This window comes from Bradyrhizobium altum (genome assembly GCF_020889705.1).
Classification (GTDB): domain Bacteria; phylum Pseudomonadota; class Alphaproteobacteria; order Rhizobiales; family Xanthobacteraceae; genus Bradyrhizobium; species Bradyrhizobium altum.
Genome location: NZ_JACMYP010000055.1, coordinates 14,413 through 36,881 on the forward strand (window position 1 = coordinate 14,413; position 22,469 = coordinate 36,881).

General features: G+C 64.6%; 20 protein-coding genes and 2 pseudogenes. 13 read left to right on the forward strand and 9 right to left on the reverse strand.

Annotation, left to right across the window (positions count from 1 at the left end):
* The first annotated feature begins 89 nt into the window (after positions 1–89).
* The 5 genes and pseudogenes from H8B02_RS16255 to H8B02_RS16275 all read left to right on the forward strand — a co-directional run.
* Complete coding sequence (locus tag H8B02_RS16255; protein WP_229167158.1) at positions 90–1,412, forward strand: ABC transporter substrate-binding protein; 1,323 nt, start codon at positions 90–92, stop codon at positions 1,410–1,412.
* A gap of 161 nt (positions 1,413–1,573) precedes the next feature.
* Positions 1,574–2,425, forward strand: coding sequence for a carbohydrate ABC transporter permease (locus tag H8B02_RS16260; protein ID WP_229167159.1), 852 nt, complete (start codon positions 1,574–1,576; stop codon positions 2,423–2,425).
* Positions 2,422–3,246, forward strand: a complete 825-nt coding sequence (locus H8B02_RS16265; protein ID WP_229167160.1) for a carbohydrate ABC transporter permease — start codon at positions 2,422–2,424, stop codon at positions 3,244–3,246. The genes H8B02_RS16260 and H8B02_RS16265 overlap by 4 nt, the downstream gene beginning before the upstream one ends.
* Positions 3,247–3,496: 250 nt before the next feature.
* Positions 3,497–4,615, forward strand: coding sequence for a helix-turn-helix domain-containing protein (locus H8B02_RS16270; RefSeq protein ID WP_229167161.1), 1,119 nt, complete (start codon positions 3,497–3,499; stop codon positions 4,613–4,615).
* Positions 4,616–4,703: 88 nt separating this feature from the next.
* Positions 4,704–4,904, forward strand: a pseudogene (locus H8B02_RS16275) (carbohydrate ABC transporter permease); the annotation flags it as partial.
* A gap of 228 nt (positions 4,905–5,132) precedes the next feature.
* Here the strand turns inward: H8B02_RS16275 and H8B02_RS16280 are convergent.
* The 3 genes from H8B02_RS16280 to H8B02_RS16290 all read right to left on the reverse strand — a co-directional run bounded on the left by H8B02_RS16280 (position 5,133) and on the right by H8B02_RS16290 (position 8,520).
* Positions 5,133–6,326 carry an aspartate kinase gene (locus H8B02_RS16280; protein ID WP_229167162.1) on the reverse strand — a complete coding sequence of 398 codons (1,194 nt, stop codon included), beginning with the start codon at positions 6,324–6,326 and terminating at the stop codon, positions 5,133–5,135.
* A gap of 39 nt (positions 6,327–6,365) precedes the next feature.
* Positions 6,366–7,688 carry a peptidase M15 gene (locus tag H8B02_RS16285; RefSeq protein WP_312000949.1) on the reverse strand — a complete coding sequence of 441 codons (1,323 nt, stop codon included), beginning with the start codon at positions 7,686–7,688 and terminating at the stop codon, positions 6,366–6,368.
* 154 nt (positions 7,689–7,842) lie between these two features.
* A complete protein-coding gene (locus H8B02_RS16290) occupies positions 7,843–8,520 on the reverse strand; it encodes a cysteine hydrolase family protein (protein WP_229167163.1) in 678 nt (225 codons plus the stop codon).
* Between the two features lie 295 nt (positions 8,521–8,815).
* Between H8B02_RS16290 and H8B02_RS16295 the strand changes: the two genes are divergently transcribed.
* Positions 8,816–9,829: a formamidase gene (locus tag H8B02_RS16295; RefSeq protein WP_229167164.1), complete on the forward strand. Its 1,014-nt coding sequence runs from the start codon at positions 8,816–8,818 to the stop codon at positions 9,827–9,829.
* A gap of 61 nt (positions 9,830–9,890) precedes the next feature.
* Here H8B02_RS16295 and H8B02_RS16300 read toward each other — a convergent pair whose 3' ends face one another.
* Positions 9,891–10,964 (reverse strand): YeiH family protein, encoded by a 1,074-nt coding sequence (locus tag H8B02_RS16300; RefSeq protein WP_229167165.1) that lies wholly within the window; start codon positions 10,962–10,964, stop codon positions 9,891–9,893.
* Positions 10,965–11,050: 86 nt separating this feature from the next.
* Here H8B02_RS16300 and H8B02_RS16305 point away from each other — a divergent pair, with 86 nt between their 5' ends.
* Positions 11,051–12,019 carry a LysR substrate-binding domain-containing protein gene (locus H8B02_RS16305; protein WP_229167166.1) on the forward strand — a complete coding sequence of 323 codons (969 nt, stop codon included), beginning with the start codon at positions 11,051–11,053 and terminating at the stop codon, positions 12,017–12,019.
* Here the strand turns inward: H8B02_RS16305 and H8B02_RS16310 are convergent.
* The 3 genes from H8B02_RS16310 to H8B02_RS16320 form a co-directional block, all read right to left on the reverse strand.
* Positions 11,967–12,188 carry a hypothetical protein gene (locus tag H8B02_RS16310; RefSeq protein ID WP_229167167.1) on the reverse strand — a complete coding sequence of 74 codons (222 nt, stop codon included), beginning with the start codon at positions 12,186–12,188 and terminating at the stop codon, positions 11,967–11,969. The genes H8B02_RS16305 and H8B02_RS16310 overlap by 53 nt on opposite strands.
* Positions 12,189–12,337: 149 nt before the next feature.
* Positions 12,338–13,576, reverse strand: a complete 1,239-nt coding sequence (locus H8B02_RS16315) for an ATP-binding protein (protein WP_229167168.1) — start codon at positions 13,574–13,576, stop codon at positions 12,338–12,340.
* 129 nt (positions 13,577–13,705) lie between these two features.
* Positions 13,706–14,989 (reverse strand): allantoate amidohydrolase, encoded by a 1,284-nt coding sequence (locus tag H8B02_RS16320; protein ID WP_229167169.1) that lies wholly within the window; start codon positions 14,987–14,989, stop codon positions 13,706–13,708.
* A 371-nt stretch (positions 14,990–15,360) separates the two neighbouring features.
* Here H8B02_RS16320 and H8B02_RS16325 point away from each other — a divergent pair, with 371 nt between their 5' ends.
* The 5 genes from H8B02_RS16325 to H8B02_RS16345 are packed head-to-tail and all read left to right on the forward strand — an operon-like array spanning position 15,361 to position 20,736.
* On the forward strand, positions 15,361–16,470 hold the full coding sequence (locus tag H8B02_RS16325) for a BMP family ABC transporter substrate-binding protein (protein ID WP_229167170.1): 1,110 nt from the start codon (positions 15,361–15,363) through the stop codon (positions 16,468–16,470).
* Positions 16,467–17,579: an ABC transporter permease gene (locus H8B02_RS16330; RefSeq protein ID WP_229167171.1), complete on the forward strand. Its 1,113-nt coding sequence runs from the start codon at positions 16,467–16,469 to the stop codon at positions 17,577–17,579. Before H8B02_RS16325 ends, H8B02_RS16330 begins: the two co-directional genes overlap by 4 nt.
* Before the next feature lies 1 nt (position 17,580).
* Positions 17,581–18,507, forward strand: a complete 927-nt coding sequence (locus H8B02_RS16335) for an ABC transporter permease (protein WP_229167172.1) — start codon at positions 17,581–17,583, stop codon at positions 18,505–18,507.
* 16 nt (positions 18,508–18,523) lie between these two features.
* A complete protein-coding gene (biuH, locus tag H8B02_RS16340) occupies positions 18,524–19,207 on the forward strand; it encodes a biuret amidohydrolase (RefSeq protein WP_229167173.1) in 684 nt (227 codons plus the stop codon).
* Positions 19,204–20,736 (forward strand): ABC transporter ATP-binding protein, encoded by a 1,533-nt coding sequence (locus H8B02_RS16345; RefSeq protein WP_229167174.1) that lies wholly within the window; start codon positions 19,204–19,206, stop codon positions 20,734–20,736. The genes biuH and H8B02_RS16345 overlap by 4 nt, the downstream gene beginning before the upstream one ends.
* 7 nt (positions 20,737–20,743) lie before the next feature.
* On the opposite strand, the gene puuE is transcribed toward H8B02_RS16345, so the two are convergent.
* Both puuE and H8B02_RS16355 read right to left on the reverse strand, forming a co-directional pair.
* Entirely contained in the window at positions 20,744–21,682 is a 939-nt protein-coding gene (gene puuE, locus H8B02_RS16350) for an allantoinase PuuE (protein WP_229167175.1), read from the reverse strand.
* 1 nt (position 21,683) lies between these two features.
* The gene (locus H8B02_RS16355; protein WP_092124838.1) at positions 21,684–22,097 is read right to left on the reverse strand and encodes a DUF3830 family protein; all 414 of its coding nucleotides are present in this window, start codon (positions 22,095–22,097) and stop codon (positions 21,684–21,686) included.
* A 277-nt stretch (positions 22,098–22,374) separates the two neighbouring features.
* Between H8B02_RS16355 and H8B02_RS48965 the strand changes: the two are divergent.
* A pseudogene (locus tag H8B02_RS48965) lies at positions 22,375–22,469 on the forward strand (SDR family NAD(P)-dependent oxidoreductase); the annotation flags it as partial.

Here is a 22,469-nt window from a genome sequence, read left to right on the forward strand (position 1 = left end):
TGAGATGATCTGTTCGGAAAACCGGTTTCCACTTTTCCGGATCATGCTCTACTATCTCTCCCAAACAAGAACCGTCCAGGGAGAGAAACATGTCGCATCACCTGATCTCGCGCCGGCAGATGCTGGCCGGCACCGCTGCCGCCGGCGCGGTTGGATTGACCGGATTTCCGGCCCGCGCCGAGCTCAACTGGAAGAAATATTCCGGGACCACGCTGGAGGTGATCCTCGCCAAGGGGCCGCGCGGCGACAATCTGCAAAAATACATCAAGGAATTCACCGAGCTCACCGGCATCAAGGTCGAATCGGAACAGATTCCCGAGCAGCAGCAGCGCCAGAAATGCGTGATCGAGCTGTCGTCGGGCAAGCCGAGCTTCGACGTCGTGCACCTCTCCTATCACGTCCAGAAGCGGCAATTCGAGAAGGCCGGCTGGCTCGCCGACATGTCGGGCTATCTCAAGGATCCCAGCCTGACGCCGCCGGACCTCGTCGAGAGCGATTTCTCGGCCGCCGGCCTGCAATATGCGCGCAACGACAAGGGCCAGATGCTGTCGCTGCCGTGGTCGGTCGACTATTTCATCCTCTACTACAACAAGGAGCTGTTCCAGAAGAAGGGTGTCGAGGTCCCGAAGACGCTGGAGGAGATGGCGGTCGCCGCCGAGAAGCTGACCGATCCGAAGGAAGGCATCTACGGCTTTGTCGGCCGCGGCCTGCGCAACGCCAACATGGCGATGTGGACCAACTTCTATCTGAACTATGGCGGCGAATTCCTCGATGCCAAGGGCAACATCCTGACCGACGGTCCCGAGGCGATCGAGGCCACCAAGCTCTATCAGCGGCTGCTGACGAAATGCGCGCCTCCCGGCGTCGCCGGCTTCAACTGGATGGAATCGATGGCTTCCTTCACGCAAGGCCGCGCGGCGATGTGGATCGACGCCGACGGCTGGGCGCCGCCGCTGGAGGACCCCGCCGCCTCGCGCGTCGTCGGCAAGGTCGGCTACACGCTGGTGCCCGCCGGACCCAAGGGCAAATTCTCCTCGACCTATGGCGACGGCATCGGCATTCCCGCGGCGAGCAAGAACAAGGAAGCCGCCTACCTGCTCTGCCAATGGGTGGTCTCGCGCGGACAGGGCGCCCGCCTGCTGCAGGCCGGCGGCGGCGTGCCGTTCCGCAATTCCATCGTCGACGATGCCGAGGTCGCCAAGGGCGTGAAGACCAAGGAGTGGCTGCAATCGGTGGTCGATTCCGCCAAGATCTCCAAGCTCGGCCTGCCGGTCATCATCCCGGTCGCCGAATTCCGCGACATCGTCGGTGCGGCGCTGACTGCGACGCTGTCGGGCGCTGATCCCGCCACCGAGCTGAAGAAGGCGCATGAGCAATTCCGCCCCATCCTGGAGCGTAGTGAAAAAGCGTGAGCGTGGTGACACAGGCTTCGTCGGCGGCGGACAAAGCGTTTTCGAGCGAAGTGGGTACCGGTTCGCGTGAAGAAAACGCGTCAAAGCAAGACTCCAGAGCCGGAGGCTCTGGGGACGTTGCGCCGGCGCGTGAATGGCGGCCGCCGTCCTACTGGCCGTTCGTGATCCCGGCGCTCGTCGTGGTGCTGGCGGTGATCGTCTTTCCCTGGGTGTTCACGATCTGGATGAGCATGCAGGAGTGGAAGGTCGGTTCGCCGACCGTCTTCGTCGGGCTCGCCAACTATTTGCGGCTGCCGACCGATCCGCGCTTCGTCGAGGCGGTCGGGCACACGCTGTCCTACACCGCGCTGTCGGTCGTGCTGCCGCTGGTGTTCGGTACGTTGGCGGCGGTGGTATTTCACCAGAAATTCGCCGCGCGCGGCTTCCTGCGCGGCATCTTCATCATGCCGATGATGGCGACCCCGGTGGCGATTGCGCTAGTGTGGACCATGATGTTCCACCCGCAGCTTGGCGTCTTGAACTATCTGCTTTCGCTGGTCGGCCTGCCGCCGCAGCTCTGGGTGTTCAACCCGACGACGGTGATCCCCTCGCTGGTGCTGGTCGAGACCTGGCAATGGACGCCCCTGGTGATGCTGATCGTGCTCGGCGGCCTCGCCGCGATCCCGACCGAACCCTACGAGAGCGCGCAGATCGACGGCGCCAATTTCTGGCAGGTGTTCCGCTTCATCACGCTGCCTTTGATCATGCCGTTCCTGTTCATCGCCGGGATGATCCGCATGATCGACGCGGTGAAAAGCTTCGACATCATCTTCGCGATCACCCAGGGCGGGCCGGGCTCGGCGTCGGAGACCATCAACGTCTATCTCTACAGCGTCGCCTTCGTCTATTACGACCTCGGCTACGGCTCGGCGATCGCGGTGGTGTTCTTCCTCCTGATCGTGGCGCTGGCGGCGCTGCTGCTCTATCTGCGCAAGCGCCTGCTGTGGACCTCAGAGCTCGGAGACGCCGCATGAACCCGCGTCATATTTTCGGCCGGATCGGGCTGTGGCTGTCGGTGTTCGTCATCGTCTCGCCGGCGATCCTGTTCTTCCTCTGGATGGCCTCGCTGTCGCTGAAATTCGAGATCAACAATGCCTCCTATCCGCCGGTGTTCATCCCGGAGCATTTCGCCTGGAAGAACTATGCCGACGTGTTCGCCTCCAATCGCTTCCTGACCTATTTCAGCAACAGCCTTGTCGTCACCGGCTGCGCCACTGGGCTTGCGATGCTGGTCGGCGTGCCCGCCGGCTACGGCATTGCGCGGATGGCCGCGCATAAATCGGCGATCGTGATCCTGATCGCGCGCATCACGCCGGGCCTGTCGTATCTGATCCCGCTGTTCCTGCTGTTCCAGTGGCTCGGCCTGCTCGGCACGCTGGTGCCGCAGATCATCATCCACCTCGTGGTCACGGTACCGATCGTGATCTGGATCATGATCGGCTATTTCGAGACCACGCCGCTGGAGCTGGAGGAAGCCGCACTGATCGACGGCGCCACGCGCTGGCAGGTGTTCCGCCATGTCGCGCTGCCGATCGCCAGGCCCGGGCTCGCGGTCGCCTTCATCCTCGCGGTGATCTTCTCCTGGAATAATTTCGTGTTCGGCATCGTGCTGGCCGGGCGCGAAACCCGCACGCTGCCGGTCGCGGTCTACAACATGATCTCGTTCGACCAGCTGAGCTGGGGCCCGCTCGCCGCCGCCGCGCTGATCGTGACGGCGCCGGTGCTGCTGCTCACCGTGCTGGCGCAACGGCAGATCGTCGCGGGACTGACGGCGGGTGCAGTGAAAGGCGGCTAGAGCAATGTGAGGAAGTTATGGGGCCGTCGCAGGGGGGGCGCGGCCAAAATATCGAAAACAACCCCATGCAAAGTAGCCGGTGGCGGCCGGCGTTCGACCAGGCAACTTGACACGTCGGGCAAGTCAGGGATATATTTCCAGTATTCCGAAATTGCCCAAATGAGACCGTGACGCGCGTCACGGAACCCGCGCGCACGCCCAACAAACTCCTTCGTCGACTCCCCGTACAGGGATGGCCGATTGAGCCTGCTTGGGTTGGCGCGTCACGGACTTGGGACAGAGACGCCAGACCCAACCTTTTGAACCCAGTGTGGCGGATTTGACGTTCGTCGGGAGCGGGACACTGGTGCCACAATGCGGCAACACAGATCAGGACACATCCGCCGACGAGCCCATGATGTCAGAGCCCCCAGAGCCCACGACGCTCCGATTCTCGACCGCCGAATGGCCGGCGCAGAACCGGCTCGCGATATGGCGCGAAGCGATCGGACGCCGCGTCTTTCAATTCGACACGATGCCGTCGCATGACGGGCCGTTCCACGCCGAGGCGACGGCGCAGGCCCTGCCCGAGCTGTGCTTTGGATCCTGGACCCTCGGCAATCTACGCACTGCCGTGACGCGCGAACTGCTCGACGGCACCGACCACCTCATGCTCCGCATCTCGCTGAGCGGCGCGCCCGTCCTATCACACCGGGGGCGTGAGGTCACCGGCGCTGCTGGCGATGCCGTCCTGATGTCGACCGCGGAGCCGTGGGTGAGCATCTGTCCGTCACTGGCGCGCTTCCTCAGCCTGCGGCTGCGGCGCAACGCGCTTACGCCGCTGGTGTCGTATCCCGACGATGCGCTCATGCGCCCGGTGCCGCGCGATACCGAAGCCGTAAAACTGCTTACCTTCTATCTCCAAAAGCTGATCCGCATGGATCCGATGTCGACGCCCGAACTACGGCAAGTCGTCGTCACCCATATCTACGACCTCGCGGCGTTGGTGATCGGCGCCACCCGCGACGGGGCGGCTGTGGCGAAGGACCGGGGCTTGCGCGCCGCGCGGCTTGCCGCCGCCAAAGCCGACATCCATGCGCATTTCTCTGATCCCGACCTCACGCTGATCACCGTCGCGGCGCGTCGGAATCTCTCGCCGCGCAGTCTTCAGCGCCTGTTCGCCGACGAGGGAACGACCTTCACCGAATACGTCCTCAACGCCCGCCTGACGCAGAGCCATCGGCTGCTGACCGATCCGCGCTGGGGCGATCGCAACATCAGCAGCATCGCGTTCGAAGCCGGCTTCGGCGATCTGTCCTATTTCAACCGCACGTTTCGCCGCCGCTACGGCGCGACGCCCGCCGACGTCCGCGCCACGATGCGGCGTTGAGCGCGCTAAGCACATGTGGCCCACTCTTATACGAACTTCGGGATCATGGAGCGCTAACTAGCCAGCGAGCGCCCTCAGCACTGCGGCGATCAGCGGCATCGTGCTGGCCGGGCGCGAGACCCGCACGCCGCCGGTCGCGGTCTACAACATGATCTCGTTCGACCAGCTGAGCTGGGGCCCGCTCGCCGCCGCCGCATTGATCGTGACGGCGCCGGTGCTGCTGCTCACCGTGCTGGCGCAGCGGCAGATCGTGGCGGGGCTGACCGCGGGCGCGGTGAAAGGCGGCTAGAGCGATATGAAGTGATCGGGCCGTCGCAGGGGCGCTGCTAAAATATCGAAAACAACCCCATGCAATGTAGTCGGCGGCGTCCGGCGTTCGACGAGGCAAGTTGACACGTCGGGCAACTCAGGAATATTCTTCTAATATTCCGAAATTGTGCAAACGTCACCTCGCCCCAAGGCTATCGCATATGGCATTTGCGGGCTTCTGCGACATTGCCCCTTCACCAGGTTTCAACTAGATCAGCGAATGCAAGGCCCTGACCGCAGCCTCACGGCGCTCCGTCGGAACAAAGAAGCTTACCGAATGCGATGACAAGACATACTTGTCGGCGATGATCCCGTGACGTTGCAGAATCTGAACCGCCTTGTATGGCAGGTCCGAAGAAATACCGCCGAAGCAGGTGAGGCTCACCGAACTGAGAGTCTCGCGCTGTTTGCGCAGGTCTTTGCTCCTCTCCAACGTGCGCAGCAACGCGTCGAGCGTCTCCGAATCGGAAGTCATCATGATGCGGGTTTTTTCGGCGGCGAAAGCCGAGGCGAGGAGTTGCGGCCAAGGCAAGGCGTTTTGCTTGAGATGCTGCGCGAACTTCTCAAAGCCTTGATTGAGGTCCGCCGAATCGATCTCCACATGCTCGATGCGAGCCACCGAGTTGACGGCCAGGACTCTTCCGTTCTCCATGTCCGCGACCTCCTTCATCACTTGCGTGCTGTGTCGAGCGCCGCCCCACTTTCTCAAGACCAAGGGCACGTTTCGGCTGTGGGCCAGCTCCACGCTGCGAAAATGCAGCACCTTGGCGCCCCAGAAGCACATTTCGGATAGGGATGCGAAATCCAGCTGACGCAAGGTTTTTGCATTTGCGACGATGCGCGGATCAGCCGAGCAGACTCCGTCGACCTCCTTGATAATCTCGCAGCACTCCGCTTGGAGTGCCGCAGCCATGGCGACCGCGGTGGTATCGCTGCCACCCCGGCCAAGCGTCGTGATCTCCTTGGTCAGCGGATTCACGCCCTGAAAGCCCGCCAGAACCACGATGCGTCCGCGATCGAGCTCTTCACGCACACGAGTCGGCCGCACATCCAGAATGCGTGCGGAGGAATGGGATCCATCGGTCATCACGCCGGCCTGACTGCCGGTAAAGCTGATCGCCGGCACGCCGAGATCAGACAGCGCCATGCTCATCAAGGACATGCTGATGCGCTCGCCGGTGGTCAATAACATATCGAGTTCGCGGCGATTAGGATGCGGGCTGATCTGATAGGCCATCCTGACGAGCTCGTCGGTGGTCTTGCCCATCGCTGAAACGATCGCCACGACACGATGGCCACGGCCATGCAAGTCGGCGACGCTGCTCGCGACTGCGCGGATTTTTGCCGGCGTTTCGAGACAGGCGCCGCCGTATTTTTGCACAATGATGGGATTGCTAGGCATTCTTGCCTGCGTCGTGTTGAAAGGCGCAGCCGAACCCGGTCAGATCGTTCTCCCCTTCGACGCTTTTGCGGTTTTTGATCGTTTCGCCACGACCCGCACAGCGCCCCGGTTGCGCTTCTTGGTATCCGCTTCCGCATGCTGAGCTTTCGTCACGCCGCGGTGAGCGGCGTATTCCTTGCCGTCTATCGGCGCGACATGCGGCGGATCTCGATCGAGATACGGTCGCCCGATTCCAAAATCCGATCCATGCGCATCGATCCATTTCCAAAGGGCCTCGGTGGAGACCCAACGCTCCGCCCGCGTCGCGCCTTTGACGCTCACGACATCTGCGGCAAGCCCGTGGCCATAGCCGCCGCGGAAGCTCCCTCCGTGGTATGACTTGTCGGACGCCGCCTTCAGGCCGCTCGCGATCGATTGACGGTAGTCATCGCGGAACGCGCTGGTTATCCCGGGCGACAACCCGGCCTGCTCCGCCGCGTAAAGCGCGTGAAAGAGCTTGAGCTTGAAGCTCCGATCCACGCCTCCAATCACGTAGTCCATCAACGGCATGGCCATTCTTTCCGCCGCCTTCGGATCCTTCCACGTGAAATCGTTATCGACGCGCCTGGTGAACGTCCTGGTGACGGTCACCGTCTTGCGCTTCCTTTTGACCGTCACTTTCCGCTGCTCTTGCACGCTGATGGTGTCTTCCTTGGGCGTCCGCTCGTAGAGGGCCCACAGGTACCGGTCGACGCACACATCAACGACGAGGCACTCTTCGAAAATATCCAGGGGTCTCGCGGCCTCCTTGGTGTCGCTCGACACTGGAGGCGTGCTCGCTATCGCCGTTTGCTCCGGCGATGTTTCAACCGGCAGCATCTGCGACGAATCCGGCAACGCAGCCACGACGATTGATTTCGGTTCGCTCAAGGTCGCTGTCGCATCAGGGGCCGGCGGCGCCGGCATCGATTCAACCGCCATCGCCGCATCGGCGTTGGCGACAGCGCTGCCCATGACGCCTGCCGGCGGCGCGGCCGTCGCGTCGGAGGCCGGCCACGTCACGGGTTCGGCAGCCATCGCCACGTCAGCGTTCACGTTGGCGACTGCAGTTGCCTGTCGCGTATCAGCCCGTTCGGCATTGGCGGCGAGAGATGGTGCTAGTCCCTCGATGGGCACTGCTCCGGTGTTCCCGATGCCGGCAGAGCCGGCAAGCCAGGCAAAGAGCCAACTTGCGAGAACGACCGTCCCGCACAACTCCGGCGTCACCGTCGCAATTCGCCGCGGGTTCATCATCCCGAAGCCTCCAAAGGCTCGATCCGAGCCCTGTTGCACAGCCAAGCACGCGACGCTTTTGATCATTCGGATCAAAATGGAAACGCGCAATGGGCGGAATCCGTTGGGCCGACGCTTTTCCAAGGAGTGTTGCCCGACCGCAACGCCCGGTCGCTAGGGCGGCAACTACCTCGCCTTCATCCAGCTTGCCTCGATCCGGCTATGGCTGCGCGGTAATGAGGCCGTAGCCTGATCTCATCTTGCTCTAGACCGCGAGCGCCGCCAGCACCGCGGCTGAATCGGCGACCCAACCGAAGATGCCGCCCTGGGCCTTGATCATCTTCAGGCCCATCTCGTGGAATTCCGGGAAGTAGGACGCGCAGCCGTCTGATATCACGACGCAGCGATAGCCGCGGTCGTTGGCCTCGCGCACCGTGGTGTTGACGCAGACCTCAGTGGTGACGCCGCAGACCAAGAGATTCTCGATGCCGTATTTCTGCAGGATGTCGCCGAATTCGGTGGCGTAGAACGCGCCCTTGCCGGGCTTGTCGATCACGATCTCGCTCTCAAGCGGATAGAGCTCGGGAATGATGTCGTGGCCGGCCTCGCCGCGGATCAGGATTCGCCCCATCGGCCCGGGGTCGCCGATCCGCAAGGACGGCGCGCCGCGCTCGAGCTTCGCCGTCGGCGCGTCGGAGAGGTCAGGCAGATGGCCCTCGCGGGTATGGACCACGAGCAACCCGGCGTCGCGCACCGCCGCGAGCACCGCGGCGATCGGCTTCACCGCGCGGGCGAGCTGGCTGACGTCGTTGCCGAGCGTTTCGCCGAAGCCACCGGGCTCCATGAAATCGCGCTGCATGTCGATGATGACGAGCGCGGTCTTGCTCCAGTCGAGCGTGATCGGCTCCGGCTCCGCCGCGACTGTCCCGCTTGAATTCGCCATGACGCACGCCCCAAATGCGAGAAGACCTAAGCCTGATTAAGCAAACCGCGTGCCATTGCGCAATGATGCGCCTCCCGCCCTCAACCGCCCGAAACGCCCGGCATCTCAATCTGTTGGGATACACGCTCAGCCTTTTCTCCGCGTCATCTTCCCAGGTTCTCACCGGCACCTGATTTGCCGGCCGTTCGATCTTGCTGGCATGATCGTTGCTAGCTAAGGGCCGGACGGGAGCCCGAGCGAACGACGACAATCGTTCGCGAAATGACAGCCCATTTCAAATTGGCGGGAGGAACGCATGAATGGACTTGGCGGTCTCAACAAATCACCCAACGGCGTAGTGATCGGACTGGTGCAGTTGCAGCTGCCCGTGGTGGCGACCAAGGCCGATCTGGCGCGGCAGACCGAGCGCATCGTCTGGATGGTGGGCAAGGCGCGGCGCAATCTCGCCACCATGGATCTGGTCGTATTCCCGGAATACGCGCTGCACGGGCTCTCGATGGATACCAATCCGGAGATCATGTGCCGGCTCGACGGGCCTGAAGTCGCGGCCTTCAGGCAGGCCTGCATCGACAACAGGATCTGGGGCTGCTTCTCCATCATGGAGTTCAACCCGCACGGCAATCCCTACAATTCCGGGCTGATCATCGACGATCACGGCGAGATCAAGCTCTACTACCGCAAATTCCATCCCTGGATTCCGGTCGAGCCGTGGGAGCCGGGCGATGTCGGCATTCCCGTGATCGACGGACCGAAAGGTGCAAAGATCGCGCTGATCATCTGCCATGACGGCATGTTCCCGGAGATGGCCCGCGAATGTGCCTACAAGGGCGCGGAGATCATGATCCGCACCGCAGGCTACACCGCGCCGATCCGCGACAGCTGGCGCTTTACCAACCAGGCCAACGCGTTCCAGAACCTGATGGTGACGGCCAATGTCTGCATGTGCGGCTCGGATGGGTCGTTCGACTCGATGGGCGAAGGCATGATCGTCAATTTCGACGGCAGCATCATCGCGCACGGCACCACGGGGCGGGCCGACGAGATCATCACCGCCGAGGTGCGGCCCGACCTCGTGCGCGAGGCGCGGATCAACTGGGGCGTCGAGAACAACATCTATCAGCTTTGGCACCGCGGCTATGTCGCGGTGAAAGGCGGCGCGATGGATTGTCCCTACACCTTCATGCAGGACATGGTGTCGGGCCGGTTCCGCCTGCCCTGGGAAGATCAGGTCAAGATCACCGACGGCACGTCCTGCGGCTTTCCAGCGCCGACGCGGATGTTCGGCAAGACCGCGAAGGCCGCCGAGTAGCCGGCCATTTGATTTGAGCATGATCTCTTCGGAAAGCCGCTACACTTTTCCGGATCATACTCTATTTGAAGAAGTGCACCAAGCCGATGCTCAAGCCCAGCAGCAGCATCAGCGACAGCGTGACCGCCGCCGTCACCCGGCCGCCGACGGTCGAGAGCACGCGCACATCGACGCCGAGCCCAAGCGCTGCCATCGAGACGACGGTGAGGATCGCCGCCGTCTTCGTCACCGGCGCGATCGCGATGTCAGGCACGAGCTGGAACGAGCGCAGCGCGGCCAGCACCAGGAAGCCGATGATGAACCAGGGTACCAGCTTGAACGGGCTGATCGAGGCGGCCTTTGCAGCACCTTCCTTGGCGGTGCCGGCGGCCTTGCGCCGCCGCGCGACGAACAGCGAGAGGCCGACCACGATCGGGCCCAGCATCAGGACCCGCACCAGCTTCACCAGCGTGCCGATCTGGGTGCTCACGATACCGGCCGGCACGGTCGCCGCCAGCACCTGCGGCACCGCGTAGACCGTGAGCCCTGCGAGGATGCCGTATTGCGTCGCCGTCAGTTTCAGCAGCGGGATCAGCAACGGCAGGCCGAGCACCATCAGCACGCCGAGAATGGCGGTGAACGAGATCGACGAGGCGATGTCATCGCCATCGGCCTCGATCACGGGCGCCACCGCCGCAATCGCGGAATTGCCGCAGATCGAATTGCCGCAGGCGATCAGGATCGCGAGTTTGGTCTTGAGCCCGAGGATCCGGCTGAGACCATAGGTCACCGCCAGCATGATCACGACGGTGACGGCGATCGCGCCGATCAGGAGCCCGCCCGACGCCACGATGGCGGCGAAGCTGATGGACGCGCCGAGCAGCATCACGGCGACCTCGAGAAGTTGCTTGGCGCTGAAGGCAATGCCCGAGCGCCAGCGCTCCGGCGGCTCCCAGGCGGTGCGCACCGCCATCCCGAGCAGGATCGCGACGACCAGGGCCTCGATATAGGGATGGTCAAAAACCCGCTCTTCGGCCGCCTGGATACCGAGCGAGATGATCGTGACCACCCCGCAGAGCAGAATGCCCGGAATGAGCAGGAAAATGCGCTTCAGCGCGCCCTGCTTCTGCCCCTGATCTTGTTCTTGTTGCGGCACGACATCCTCTTTTCGGAGAAGATTTTATGCGCCAGGGCGCCCCGCTTGGCTAATATCTTTTCGGACTGCCCCGATAGAGAGAAGTTATGTCCCTCAACCTGCATCTGCTCCGCCTGTTCGCGGCCGTGGCGAGAACCGGAAGTTTCTCGCGCGCCGCCGACCTCCTGCACATCAGCCAGCCCGCGATCTCCAAGGGCGTGCGGGATTTCGAGCTGCAGGTCGGCTGCCGGCTGCTCGACCGCACGCCGAAGGGGGTGCGGCCGACCCGGGAGGGCGCGGCGCTGGCGCGCCATGCCGAGACACTGTTCGCGGCCGAGCGCGCCGCCGAGGACGAGTTGCAGGCATTGCGCAACCTCGACAGCGGCTCGCTGCGCATCGGGGCCAGCACGACGATCGCGACCTACATGATCCCGGAATATCTCGGCGTCTTCCACCGCGCCTTTCCAGGCATCGATCTTCATGTCGTGAGCGCCAACACCAGCGATATCGCCGCGCTGATGCTGGGGTATGAGATCGAGATCGCACTGGTCGAGGGGCCGGTCGAGGACGAGAACCTGACCAGCACAGCCTGGCGGACCGACGTGATGGTGCTGATCGCAGGCCCGGATCACCGCTTCGCGGCTGCAGCAGGCCCGATCGACGTCCGCCTGCTCAACAACGAAATCCTGATCGTGCGCGAGCCCGGCTCAGGCACACGCGAGGTGGTGGCGCAGGCACTCGCCGCCCACCGCGTCGAGCCGCAGCGCACGCTCGAGATCGGCAGCACCGAGGCGATCAAGCAGGCGGTGGCCGCCGGTGTCGGCGTCGCCATCGTGTCCGTCGCGACGATCGACGATCAGGTGAAGCTTGGAAAACTCAAGGTGATCCCGATCAAGGGCGTCCATATCGAGCGCACGCTGTGGCAGCTGAAATCGCCCGGCCGGCTGGACGTGCCGGCGGCGGTCGCGTTCGAGGGGATCATTCGGGAAGCGCAGGCGAAGACGCCGCCGCGCGTAGCGGCGGTTAGAGCGCGGCGAACAGACCCTGCGCCCAGGCAACGGCGTGCTCGAAGCTGAACACGCCCGGCTCGAAATAGACGGCGCGTGCCAGCACGATGCCGACCACCAGCACCCAGAACACGCTGGTGCCCGCGGTCTTCAGCCAATTCGACACGCCTTCGCTCGCGGCCGAAGAATCGACCGCGGGGACCGGCTCGCCGAAGGGATCGAATGCGGATTGGCTCATCGTCATAACCATCAGGAATGCCGCAACAATGTCGCGACGACGGGGGCGGAAGCAAGAGTAGCGGAATGCCTTTTGTAGCGGTTACTTGGAAGGACGTTTTCCGGCCCGAAAGCCGGGGAGCATTTCCTTCTCGGCGACCCGAATAGGCGTCAACCGTCGGTCCCGCGCTGCGGCGCCACCCGTGGCAGCGTGATCCGCGCGCTGGTCCCCATACCCGGGGCACTGTCGAGATGGAGTTCTCCACCCAGCCGGTTCGTGACGATGTTGTGCACGATGTGGAGACCGAGCCCGATGCGGCCAATGTCGCGGCGCGTGGTGAAGAAGGGATCGAAGGCCTGCCGCAGCACGTCGCGGTCCATCCCGCAGCCATCGTCGGCGAACAGGATCTCCACCTGGTCCGCGCCTGACGCGCGCAGCCGGATCGTGATGGTGCCGCCCTTGCCGTCCGGAAACGCGTGTGCGACCGAATTGACGAACAAATTGGTCAGCGCCTGGCCGTAGGGACCGGGATAGCTGTTCATCGCAAGATGAGGCGAACAATCGACCTCAAGGGCCAAGTTGTTCTTCGGCAATGCCGGACGCAGGTTCGAGAGAACCTGCTCGGTCACCTCGCCGAGATCGAACTGGCTGCGGTCGAAATAGCTGCGATCGACGGCCACCTGCTTGAACGACTGCACCAGGTCTGCGGCGCGCTTGAGGTTGCCGACCAGCAGCGACGACGCGCTCTCGACCACCTCGATGAAATCGCTCAGGCTGGAGCGCTTCAGCTTGCCGCGCGCAGCCTCGGCAGCGAAGTCGGCGCATTTCTGCTCCAGCACCGAGGCAACCGTGAGGCTGGTGCCGACCGGGCTGTTGATCTCGTGCGCAACACCGGCCACCAGCCGGCCCAGCGCCGCAAGCTTTTCCGCCTCGATCAGCGACGCCTGGGTCTCCTGCAGATGGTGCAACGCCTTCTCGGCCGCATCCCGGGCGGCGCGGATCTCGCGTTCGCTGCGCTTGCGATCGGTGATCTCTTCGGCTGCGACGTTGACACCGACGATGCTGCCGTTCGGTTCGCGTTGCGGGTGCCAATGCGTGATCCAGCATCGCTCGTCATTGTGGCCGGGGCGCTGACCGTAAACCTCCACCCCGGTCACGGGCTCTCCCGTTTCCATGATCGACCGGACGATACCTTCGACCGCATTGGCCAGTGCGGGCACGCAATCATGCACCGTACGTCCGAGATGGCCTTCGACCGAGATGCCGCAGATCTCGGTGAGCCGCTGGTTGATCTGAAGGTAACGGCAATCGGGAGACAGGTAGGCAAGGCCGATCGGCGCAGTGTCATAGATCAGCTGCAGCGCCGGTTGCTTTGGGAACTGAACGTCCTGGACGACGGACGACCGCATGCCCTCCCCCTCCCCCGTTGGCGCAAGTCTAGCGCGTCAGGGCCGGGGCGCAAATAGGCGAACTGTGCCAGGCAATGGCGGTCAAACTGTCCGGATTCGGCACGGCGGACGACGCCGAGTGCCGCAGCGTCAGCTATTCACTGCACCGTGCGCTCGGAAATTCTCGATGAAGCTCAGCAGCACCCGCGCGCCGGTGTCGGCGTCGGCGAACTCGACATGCTCGGCCGGATTGTGGCTGATTCCGCCGCGGCAGCGGACGAAGATCATGCCGATATCGGCGATATCGACCATCGCCATGCCGTCGTGCCCGGCCCCGCTCGGCAGCTCGAACACGGCATGGCCCTCGGCCGCGACCGCCTCGGCGATCTGCGTCTTCAGCCACGGTGCGCAGGGCACGCTGCGGTTCTCGTGAGTGACGTCGATCTGCAAGGCGAGTTCGCGGCGCTTTGCGATCGCCTCGATCTGACGCACGATGTCGGCGACGGCACGCTTGCGATGCATGTCGCTCTGCGAGCGGATGTCCATCGTGAAGGACACCTTGCCTGGGATCACGTTGGTGGCGCCGGGCATCGCGTTGATATAGCCGACGGTCCCGACCAGGCCGGCTTCATCGCTGTTGCAGAATTGCTCGATCGCAACGATGCATTCGGCAGCGCCCGTCAGCGCATCGCGCCGCAGCGGCATCGGCACCGTGCCGGCATGGCCGGCAACGCCGGTGAGATTGGCGGCAAGCCGGGTCGCCCCTGAGATCGCGGTGACGACGCCGACCGGCAGCGCCTTCTGTTCCAGCACGGGGCCCTGCTCGATGTGCAGCTCGACATAACCGAGCAGCTCGCGGCGGGCGCGCGCCGCCTTGCCGATATGATCAGGGTCGAGCCCAAACTGCGCCAGCGCATCACGCATCGACGTGCCGGCGCGGTCGCGCGTGTTGAGCACGCTCTCGTCGAACGTGCCGGCCACCGCGCGGCTGCCGAGCAGGGTCGACGCAAAGCGCACGCCCTCCTCGTCCGCGAAGCCCACGATCTCGATCGCGAACGGCAACCGCCTGCCCCGCCGGTTCAGATCGGCGACGCAGGCGATCGCGGTGATGACGCCGAGCGGGCCGTCCCATCTGCCGGCGTCGCGCACGGTGTCGTAATGCGAGCCGAGCATCAGGGCCGGCAGAGCCGGCCGCTCGCCCTCGTAGCGGCCGCAGACATTGCCGATCGCATCGAGATGCGCGCTCATGCCGGCCTCGCGCATCCAGGACAGGATGAGATCGGCCGCCTTGCGATGCTCGTCGGTGAGGAAGACGCGCGCCAGATGCTCCGGCGTCTCGGAGATTGCCGCGAGCTGATCGATCCGCGCCACGATCTCGTCGCCAAGAGAAGACGGATTCGAGGACGATTTCGCGGCCGGTTTCTTCTCGCTCATGCTGTTTCCCATCAGTCCGACCCGCCACCCGAGCCCGCTTCACTCGTAACAGGCCCGGTCCGATTGACCAGCCGGCAAATGGCGTCCTGACGCCGCCCCCAGCGCGGCTCGCATCGGCCGTCCAGGGGTTAGCGACTGCTTAACGGCATTGCATACAACGACGATTGATCGCTCATCAAATAGGCAATCCGGACTCTGCCGATTCCGGAGGCCGTCCATGTTGATTATTATACACATTCATATTCAGTCACTTACAGAACCATGACCGCCAAATGTGCTCTGGCACGAAGCTTGCGACACTCCGTCACGCGCCGCCGTTACGGCGGCTGCGACAAGGACAGGCGGGTCGACCCCGCCGGAGGGAGCAGGCGATGGATTTTGGCAGGATTTCAAGAAGGCATCTATTGCAGGGAAGCGCGGCATTGGCGCTCGGCAGCACGCTCGGCGTTCGCGGCGCGGCGGCAGCGGAAACCACGGTCGGCTTCATCTATGTCGGGTCGCGCGACGACTATGGCTACAACCAGGCCCACGCGCAGGGCGCGGCGGCGCTGAAGAAGCTTCCCGGCATCAAGGTGGTCGAGGAAGAGAAGGTGCCGGAGACCGACGCGGTCGAGAAGACCATCGAGTCCATGATCAATCTCGACGGCGCCACGCTGCTGTTTCCGACCTCGTTCGGTTACTACAACCCGCATGTCGTCAAGATGGCGGGCAAGTTTCCGAAGATGCACTTCGAGCATTGCGGCGGCCTGTGGTCCGACAAGGACCCGAAGAACGCCGGCAGCTATTTCGGCTATATCGACGAGGCGCAATACATCTCCGGCATCGTCGCCGGCTATTCGACCAAGAGCGGCAAGCTCGGCTTCGTCGCAGCCAAGCCGATCCCGCAGGTGCTGCGCAACATCAATGCGTTCACGCTCGGCGCCCGGCTCGCCAATCCGAAGGCGACCACCCAGGTGATCTTCACCGGCGACTGGTCGATGCCGGTCAAGGAAGCCGAGGCGACCAACAGCCTGATCGACCAGGGCGTCGATGTGCTGACCTGCCATGTCGACGGACCGAAGACGATGGTCGAGAACGCCGCGCGCCGCGGCGCGATGGTGTGCGGCTATCACGTCAACCAGTCGCCGTTGGCGCCGAAGGCCTATCTCACCGGCGCCGAGTGGAATTGGGAAGCGCTCTATCCGAAATTCGTCAAGATGATCACCGCCGGTGAAGCAATCCCGAACTTCTATCGCGGCGGCCTGAGGGAAGAGATCGTCAAGGTCTCGCCCTATGGCGAGATGGTCTCGGCGGAGGCCCGCAAGCATGCCGACGACGTCAAGGCCAAGTTCATGTCCGGCGAGTACGCGATCTTCAAGGGCCCGCTCGTGGACAACAAGGGCAAGACGGTGATCGCTTCCGGCACCGACCGCGGCCAGCAGGATCCCGAGCTCGAGAAGATGGACTATCTCGTCGAGGGCGTGATCGGAGCCACCGCGTGACGACCGAGGCGGCGGAATCGGTGGAGGCGGCCGGCGGCGTTGCTCCGGCCGCCGATCCCGGCTTCCTCCAGCGCTACGGCGCGAGCATCGAATACATCCTGATCCCGGGCGCGGCGCTGGTCGGCGCGCTCGCGGTGTTCGGCGGCTTCATCGCGCTCTACGGCAAGAACCCGCTCGACCTCTATTTCTACATGTATTACGGCGCGTTCGGCACCTGGTTCTCCTGGCAGAACACACTGACCCGCGCCGCACCACTGATCCTGACCGCGCTGTGCACGGCGCTGCCGGCGCAGCTCGGCATGGTGATCATCGGCGGCGAAGGCGCGCTTCTGATCGGCGCGCTGTCGGCGACATCAGCGGCTCTGGCGTTGCAGGGCGCGGCGCCGATCGTCGTGCAGATCGCGATGGTGATCGCGGGCATGATCGGCGGCGGTCTCTGGATCACGCTGTCCGGCGGCCTGCGGCAGTATCGCGGGGTCAACGAGACGATCTCGAGCCTGCTGCTGGTCTATATCGCGCTCGCGATTCTGAACCATCTGGTCGAGGGGCCGATGCGCGATCCGGCGAGCCTCAACAAGCCGTCGACGCGCGAGATCGGCGCCGCCAACATGATCGGCAGCATTCCCGGCACCGACGTGCATTGGGGCCTGGTGTTCGGCCTCGTCGCGGCCGTGGCCGCCTACATCCTGATCTATCACACCACCTTTGGCTTCGCCGCGCGCGTCGCCGGCGGCAACATCCGCGCCGCCAAGATCGTGGGGCTTGGTGTCGGCAAGCTGATCCTGACCGTCTGCTTCCTCGCCGGCAGCAGCGCGGGACTGGCCGGCATGATCGAGGTCGCGGCCGTGCAGGGCCGCACCAATGCCAATCTCGCCGCGGGCTACGGCTTCACCGGCATCCTGGTCGCGTTCCTGGCGCGGCAGAATCCGCTCGCGATCATTCCGGTGGCGATCCTGCTCGGTGGCATCTCGGCCTCCGGTGGCCTGTTGCAGCGGCGGCTCGGCCTGCCCGATGCGTCGGTGCTGGTGCTGCAAGGGATCATCTTCGTCTTCGTGCTGGCAAGCGATGCGCTCTACGGGCGCATCGGCTTCCTGAAGGGAAAGTCCTGACATGGCGGATGCATCGCTCGGGCTCTGGACCGTCCCGCTCGCCGTATTCGGCGGCGCCATCCGCGTCTCGACGCCGTTCCTGTTCGTCAGCCTCGGCGAGTGCATCACCGAACGGTCCGGCCGGATCAATCTTGGCCTCGAAGGCACGCTGGTGATGGGCGCGATGAGCGCCTATGGCATCTCCTATCTCTCGGGTTCGCCATGGCTTGGTGTGCTCGCGGCCGGGATCACCGGCGCCTTGTTCGGCGCGCTGCATGCCGGCGTCTGCTCGCTGCCGCGTGTCAACGACATCGCGGTCGGCATCGCGCTGATGCTGCTCGGCACCGGACTTGCGTTCTTCCTCGGCAAGCCGCTGATCGAGCCGACGGCGGCCCGGCTGCCGGCGATCGATTTCGGCTGGTGGAGCGACGTGCCGCAGGTGCGCGCGGCACTGCGCATCAACGTGCTGTTCCTGATCGGCGTCGCGATCGCGCCGCTGCTGTATTGGGCCTTCAGGACCACCCGGTGGGGCCTGTTGATCCGCACCGCCGGCGAAAGCGCGGACGCGGCGCGCGCGATGGGGCATTCCGTGCTGCTGATCCGGTTGCGCGCCACCATGGTCGGCGGCTTCCTCGCCGGCATCGGCGGCTCGTTCCTGTCGCTGTTCTATCCCGGCAGCTGGAACGAAGGGCTCTCCTCGGGACAGGGCATCACCGCGGTGGCACTGGTGATCTTCGCGCGCTGGGACCCGATGCTCTGCCTGTGGGCCTCGCTCGCGTTCGGCGGCGCCGCCGCGCTCGGGCCGGCGCTGCAATCGGTCGGCGTCACCTCCGGCTACCACCTGTTCAACGCCGCGCCCTACATCCTGACCCTGGCGATCATGATCATCACCTGCTCGCCGAAGCGCACGCTGACCGGCGCGCCCGCCGAATTGTCCATCACCCGATAGACCGCGAGATCATTCCATGCCCGAGCGTTTCATCAAATCCGAGCCCTACGCCTGGCCCTATAATGGCGACCTGCGGCCAGAGAACACCGCGCTCATCATCATCGATATGCAGACCGATTTCTGCGGCGTCGGCGGCTATGTCGACAAGATGGGCTACGACCTCTCGCTGACACGGGCGCCGATCGAGCCGATCAAGAAGCTGCTCGCGGTGATGCGCGCGCAGGGTTTTCACATCATCCACACCCGCGAAGGCCACCGCCCTGATTTGACCGACCTCCCCGCCAACAAGCGCTGGCGCTCGCGCCAGATCGGCGCCGGCATCGGCGATCCCGGCCCCTGCGGCCGCATCCTGGTGCGCGGCGAACCGGGCTGGGAGATCATCCCAGATCTTGCGCCGCTGCCGGGCGAGCCTGTTGTTGACAAGCCGGGAAAAGGCTCGTTCTGCGCCACCGACCTCGACCTGATGCTGCGGCTGCGCGGCATCGAGAACATCGTGCTGACCGGCATCACCACCGACGTCTGCGTCCACACCACGATGCGCGAGGCCAACGACCGCGGCTTCGAATGCGTGCTGGTCGAGGATTGCTGCGGCGCGACCGACCGAAGCAACCACGATCACGCGCTGAAGATGATCAAGATGCAGGGCGGCGTGTTCGGCGCGGTGACGAAATCCGCCGACCTGATCGGGGCGCTGTCGTGATCATCGGCGAACCGCCCGCCCCTATAGGCGCGTTCGGCGTCGACGCCATCGCCATGACGATGCGGTTCGGCGAATTCCTCGCGCTCGACAATGTCGAGCTCAAGGTGCGGCCCGGCTCGTTTCATGCGCTGCTCGGCGAGAACGGCGCGGGCAAGAGCACGCTCGTGAAATGCATCATGGGCTATTACCACGCCACCGAAGGCGACATCCTGGTCGGCGGCCGCCAGCAGACCATCGCCAACCCCAAGAATGCGCATGCGCTCGGGCTCGGCATGGTCTACCAGCACTTTACCCTCGTGCCGGCGATGACGGTCGCGGAGAACCTGGTGCTGGCGCGCGATGACGTGCCTGCCATGGTCGACTGGCGCAAGGAGAAGAAAGAGCTCGAGGCTTTCCTGGCGCGGATGCCGTTCAAGGTGCCGCTCGACGCGAAAGTCTCCGACATCTCCGCCGGCGAACGGCAGAAGTGCGAGATCCTCAAGCAGCTCTATCTGAAGCGCCGCTTCCTGATCCTGGACGAGCCGACCTCGGTGCTGACGCCGGGCGAAGCCGACGAGGTGCTCGGCATGCTGCGCGCGATGGTGGTCGCGGGCGAACTCACCATCCTGATGATCACGCACAAGTTCCGCGAGGTGATGGCGTTCGCCGATGACGTGACGATCCTGCGCCGCGGCAAGCTCGCCGGCACCGGCCGGGTCGCCGACCTCACACCCGACGAGATGGCCCGCACCATGATCGGCGCCGAACAGCTGACCGTGCAGCCGCCCCGCACCGGCGCGGCCGGCGCGCCGCGGCTCGAGCTCGACAAGCTCACCGCGCTCGACGATGCCGGCGCCATCGCCGTGCACGGCGTGTCGCTGACGGTGAAGAGCGGCGAGATCGTCGGCATCGCCGGCGTCTCCGGCAACGGCCAGCGCCAGCTGGTCGAGGTGCTGGCCGGCCAGCGCGAAGCCGAGGGCGGCGTGATCCGCGTCCAGGGCGAGGCCTATGCCGCAAGCCGCGAGGAGATGCGCCGCCACAAGATGTCACTGCTGCCGGAGGAGCCGCTGAAGAACGCCTGCGTCGGCGGCATGAGCGTCGCCGACAACATCGCGTTCCGTGAGTTCGACCGAGCGCCGTTCGCGCGCGGCGGCTGGTGGCTGAACCGCTCGGCCTTCCGCGAGGATGCAGAGCGCAAGATCAACCGCTACAAGATCAAGACACGGACGCCGGATACGCCGATCGCGGCGCTGTCGGGCGGCAACGTGCAGCGCGCGGTGCTGGCGCGCGAGCTCTCGGGCGACGTCGAGGTGCTGATCGCCGCCAATCCCTGCTTCGGGCTCGACTTCGCGGCGGTGGCGCAGATCCACGCCGAGATCATGGCCGCGCGCAACCGCGGCGCCGCGGTGCTGCTGGTCAGCGAGGACCTCGACGAGCTGCTGGAATTGTCGGACCGGCTCGTGGTGATGTTCCACGGCGCATTCGTCCATGAGGCCCGCGCCAGCGAGGCCGACCTCACCGAGATCGGCCGGCATATGGCCGGGCATTAAGACCCGGCTAGCCGATCTCGAATGCGTCAGCGGCGAGATGCTTCAGATTGGCGTGCCAGTGCTCGGCGATCTGAAGCCGGGTCGGCACCCAGACCCGTTCGTGCTTCTGGATGTAATCGAGGAAGCGCATCAGCGCAGCGGCGCGGCCGGGACGGCCGACGACGCGGCAATGCAGGCCGACTGACATCATCTTGGGTCGCGTCGCACCCTCGGCATAGAGCACGTCAAAGCTGTCCTTCAGATAGGTGTAGAACTCATCGCCGCCGCCAAAACCCTGCGCGTTGATGAAGCGCATGTCGTTGACATCGAGCGTGTAGGGGATCACGAGATGCGGGTCGGTGCCGGCAGCCTTGATCCAGTACGGCAGATCGTCGGCATAGGAATCGCAGAGATAGCGCAGGCCGCCCGCCTCCATCAGGAGCCGCAGCGTGTTGATCGAGGAGCGGCCGGTGTACCAGCCGAGCGGCCGCGCGCCGGTCGCCTCGGTGTGCACGTCAATGGCGCGGGCGATCTCCGCGCGCTCCTCGTCCTCCGACATGTCCTTGTGCTCGACCCAGCGCAGGCTGTGGCTGGCGATATCCCAGCCCGCCTCCTGCATCGCCGCGACGACATCCGGATTGCGCTTCAGCGCCATCGCGACGCCGAACACCGTGGCCGGCAACTTGCGCTCGGTGAACATCCGCCACAGCCGCCAGAAGCCGGCGCGCGAGCCATATTCGAACATGGTTTCGATATTGGCATGGCGCTGGCCGACCCAGGGCTGCGCGCCCAGCACGTCGGACAGGAACGCCTCCGAGGCACGATCGCCATGCAGGATGTTGTTCTCGCCGCCCTCCTCGAAATTGACCACGAACTGCACGGCGACACGCGCAGCGTCGGGCCATTTCGGATCGGGCGGCGTGCGGCCGTAGCCGCGGAGATCGCGCGGATAGCGGGCCTCGGTCACATCAGATTTCCTCGAAGCGGATCTGCTGCGCGCCCTTCCACAACACGGTCTTGCCGAAGGCGGTGAGGTTCTCCAGCCCCGAGGTCAGCGTGATGAAGTGGTTGCCGGCGAGCTGGCCCATCTTGCTGGCGAAGTGCACGCCGCCATAGGCGAGCAGGATTTCAGTCTCGCTGATGCCGCCCGGGTAGAGGATGATCTGGCCCGGCGCCGGATAGCTGGTGTGATTCTCGTAGGAGACGCCGAAATCGAGATCGCCGAGCGGCATCCAGACGCCCTCGCCGCTCCAGCGCACGTGGATCGCCTGGCTCTCGAACGGCATCGCCTTGCGGAAGGCGGCGACCGTCTTCGGCGCGAGCTGCTCCTCGAAACGGGCGTCAAAGGTGAACTCGCCGGCGCGGACAATCAGTTTGCTCATCGAACTCTCGTGGGTGGCTGGACGGAATGATGCCCCAACCATTGCCGCCGGCCCGCGCCGGACGCAAGGCCGATTCCGGCCCCAGATGCCGGTTTTTTGCCGCAAACGGCATCCGCGGCAACGCAGATTTGAGCAGGGTTGCGTTGCACCCCGCCTCCTGCTTTGCGAACCTCTCCGCACTCGCAAAGGAGGACTGCCGATGACGACAAACAGTCTGCACGGACATGTGGCGCTGGTGACCGGCGGCTCGCGTGGCATTGGTGCTGCCATCGTCAAGATGCTGGCGGATGCCGGCGCTGCCGTGGCCGTCAATTATCGCGAGCGCTCGGCCGAGGCGGAGACGCTGGCACAGGGCATCACAGCCGCCGGCGG